Origin of the sequence: Acidocella sp. MX-AZ02 (assembly GCF_000306035.1) — a bacterium.
Lineage (GTDB): Bacteria > Pseudomonadota > Alphaproteobacteria > Acetobacterales > Acetobacteraceae > Acidocella > Acidocella facilis.
Map to the genome: position 1 here is coordinate 1,409,044 of NZ_JH976207.1, position 3,313 is coordinate 1,412,356.

The window sequence follows — 3,313 nt, forward strand, 5'->3', positions numbered from 1 at the left end:
CCCACACCCCCTAAAACCTTTTGCTCTTTAAGCCAGTTTCAGGCCCGGCTGGCGGGCAGCGATGCGGGCACGGATCTGCGCCAGCCCCTCCCCCTCCAGGCAAAGCGGCGCGAAACTCTCCAGCTCGCGCCGGCGCTGCATCTCCGCCGGCAGCACCGCCATCGTCTTGTCCGCATTGTCGAACATGCTCCGATGGCCGGTATCCAGGAAGGATTCCACCGCGCAGCCCTCGGCAAACAAGGCGCCATGCGCCGTCAGCTCGATATGATAATAAACCACCCGCGAAACACTCTGATCCTGACGGATGGAATTCCAGTTGATCAGCATTTTCGCCGGCACCAGCACCCCTTCCAGATACAAGGCATGATCCGGCGAGAGGCAGAGGCGCCGGGATGGCACCCCCTCCTCCAGCGCGCCGGGCTCGATGATGACCGGGCGCAGCGCCTCTGGCCTTGCCGCCCCCTCCAGCGTCACCGCCCGCCGGCCGATCCAGATAATCTCCTCCTCGCCGCCCTCGGGCGTGATGACGCAATCCCCCACCCGCAGCGCCTCCACCCGTACCTCGCCGCGCGTGGTCAGGATCAGCGTGCCTTCGGCAAAGCAGGGATTCACCACCTGCTCGGCCGTGATCACCGCATCGATGAACGGGTTGTTGAGATTGCTGGCCGGATTCGCGCGCGGGGCGAAGGCGATATCCAGGCTCGCCTGATTGGCGACGCTGCCGAACAGGCCCAGCGCGATCTCGTCCAGAACCAGCTTCTCATTGGCATCCAGCGTGAACGCGTTTTCGGCGACCATCCCCACCGTGCCATTGTCGATCGTGGCATGGTAGCCGCTGAGTGCGGCCAAGGTGGCCTGATAGCCGAAGCTGGCATTGTCGGTGCCGGCGACGTCCAGAGTGCTGAACAGGCTGTCGATCGACTGGATGACGATCTCATCCCCGGCGATGCCGGCATAAGCGCCGGGACGCATATTGGCGACGGTGCCGCCGCCGAAACTCGCCACGGTCATGATGGTGCCGTTGATATCCGCCGTGCCGGCCACCAGCCCGGCGCGGGTGAAGAGCAGCACGCCATCGACCGTGCCGGTATTCTCGAAGGTCAGGTTGGTCGCGACGACGTAAGGCGAGGTGACCGTGAGGGTCTCGCCCGTGGTGATCAGCGAATTATAGCTCGAGTTCGACATGCTGCATCCCGTGTTCGCGCGCCAGAAGGCCGGTTTTTGACGGCCTATACCCAAGATTGTAGCGGAACCGGTTAATTACGCAATAAAATCGAAACCCCGCGCGACGATGAGACATTCATGAAAACCCCGCAAGCCAGCGGTGATGCGGGCGTCACCTCCTTATATCCGGATCACGATTTATGTCCGTCGAGGAGTTATTCATGCGCGCCTTGCTCATCATTCTGCTCATCCTGCTGCTGCTGGGCGGCGGCTTTGGCCTGCATGGCGGGCTGTTCGTCGGCACCGGCGGGATTTACTATGGCGGCGGCTTCGGGCTGCTGCTGATCGTGATCCTGGTGCTGCTGATTTTGTAACGCGACGCCGATTTCGCAGCGCTACGATGATATTCGAAGCGCTGCGATTCAGGCCGCGATGAAGCCGCCGCCCAGGATGCGCGAACCTTCATAGAACACCGCCGCCTGGCCGGGGGCGGCAATCGCCGGCTCGTCCAGCTCCAGCACGGCCCCGCTGCCATCCGGGCGGATGCTGGCCGGGTGCAAACTGTCGCGGGCGCGCAGCTTCACCGAGGCGCGCAATGCGCCCGGCGCGGTCAGCCAGTTCACGTCCCGCAATTTGACGATGCGGCTCTGGCTGCCGCGCGGGCCGACGATGATGCGCCTGGTGCCGGGCTCAATGGCTTTCACCACCATATGGGCGGCCTTGTCCGGCAGGCGCTTGGCCTGGCCGATCGTGTAGCGGGCGATGCCCTGATGGGTACCCAGCACGCGGCCATCCTCGGCCACCACCTCGCCCTCGGACAGCGCGTCCGGGCGGAATTTTTCCACGATCTTGTCGTAGCTGCCGGTGGGGACGAAGCAGATATCCTGGCTGTCGGCCTTCTCGGCGACGGCGAGGCCCATTTCGGCGGCGATTTCGCGCACCTGCGCCTTGGAGGCGTAGCCGCCGAGCGGGAAGCGGCAGAATTCCAGCTGCGCCTGGGTGGTGGCGAAGAGGAACCAGCTCTGGTCGCGGGTTTCATCCACCGCCTTGTGCATTTCCGCGCCGTTAGGGCCGTCCAAACGGCGGACATAATGGCCGGTGGCCAACGCGTCGGCGCCGAGATCCTTGGCCATGTCCAGCAGATCGCCGAATTTCAGATGCTGGTTGCAGGCGATGCACGGCACCGGGGTCTGGCCATCCGCATAGGAATCCGCGAAGGCGGCCATAACGCTCTGCTTGAAGCGGGTTTCGCTGTCGATCACGTAATGGGCGATGCCGAGTCTATCCGCGACGCGCTTGGCATCGCTGATATCCTGCCCGGCACAGCACGCGCCCTTGCGCCCCACCGCCGCCCCATGGTCGTAGAGCTGCAGCGTGACGCCGATCACCTCGTGCCCCTCGCGCGCCATCAGCCCGGCCACGACCGAGCTATCGACGCCGCCGGACATGGCGACCACGACTTTCATATTAGCTCTTTTTGGAGCGCGGCCGCCCCACCATCCCCGCGCTCATTTGCCGGCATTCCGGGTGGCGGAAGGGAGCTTGACCACCAAGCCGTCCAGCGCCTCGGACATCACGATCTGGCAGCCCAGGCGCGAGGTCTTTTCCAAACCGAAGGCGAGGTCCAGCATATCTTCCTCGTCCTCGGACGGGCCTTTCAGCTTCCCGAACCAGTCCGGGTCCACGATCACGTGGCAGGTCGAGCAGGCGAGCGAGCCCTCGCAGGCGCCTTCGATGTCGACGCCATGCTTATGCGCCACTTCCAGCACCGACAGCCCGACCGGGGCCTCGACCTCGCGGCTGCTGCCGTCTCGCTCGATGAAAGTCATTTTCGGCATGAAATATCCTTGAATTCGCTTCGGCGGTGCTTACGCCGATTGGGCGGTTTTCCGCAAGGCGCGGCGTGCCATGGGCTCATAGGCCGCCTGGAAGGCGCGCACCATTTCAACATCGGCATTCCAGGGCAGAGAGACGCGGATGGCTTGGCCGGCGAGATCCCCCTGCCCCATCGCCAGCAGCACATGGCTGGCGGTGACCTTGCCCGAGGAGCAGGCGGAGCCGGCGGAGACGCAGATGCCCGCCATGTCCAGCCCGATCAGCTGGGTTTCGGCGCGCACGCCGGGCAGAGCGAGGCAGATGGTGTTGGGCA

Annotated in this window: 4 protein-coding genes and 1 pseudogene; 1 reads left to right on the forward strand and 4 read right to left on the reverse strand. The window is 64.6% G+C overall.

Going from position 1 to position 3,313, the window contains the following annotated elements; genetic code table 11:
* Positions 1–27 precede the first annotated feature (27 nt).
* Positions 28–1,185, reverse strand: coding sequence for a Hint domain-containing protein (locus tag MXAZACID_RS17730; protein ID WP_008493492.1), 1,158 nt, complete (start codon positions 1,183–1,185; stop codon positions 28–30).
* Positions 1,186–1,385: 200 nt separating this feature from the next.
* Here MXAZACID_RS17730 and MXAZACID_RS18765 point away from each other — a divergent pair, with 200 nt between their 5' ends.
* Positions 1,386–1,538 carry a DUF3309 domain-containing protein gene (locus MXAZACID_RS18765; RefSeq protein ID WP_155992634.1) on the forward strand — a complete coding sequence of 51 codons (153 nt, stop codon included), beginning with the start codon at positions 1,386–1,388 and terminating at the stop codon, positions 1,536–1,538.
* 48 nt (positions 1,539–1,586) lie between these two features.
* Here the strand turns inward: MXAZACID_RS18765 and mnmA are convergent, their stop codons facing one another.
* From mnmA to MXAZACID_RS06950, 3 genes and pseudogenes are all read right to left on the reverse strand, one after another.
* The gene (mnmA, locus tag MXAZACID_RS06940; protein ID WP_008493494.1) at positions 1,587–2,630 is read right to left on the reverse strand and encodes a tRNA 2-thiouridine(34) synthase MnmA; all 1,044 of its coding nucleotides are present in this window, start codon (positions 2,628–2,630) and stop codon (positions 1,587–1,589) included.
* Between the two features lie 42 nt (positions 2,631–2,672).
* The gene (locus MXAZACID_RS06945) at positions 2,673–3,002 is read right to left on the reverse strand and encodes a ferredoxin family 2Fe-2S iron-sulfur cluster binding protein (RefSeq protein WP_008493495.1); all 330 of its coding nucleotides are present in this window, start codon (positions 3,000–3,002) and stop codon (positions 2,673–2,675) included.
* A 30-nt stretch (positions 3,003–3,032) separates the two neighbouring features.
* Positions 3,033–3,313: pseudogene (locus tag MXAZACID_RS06950) on the reverse strand (cysteine desulfurase); the annotation flags it as partial.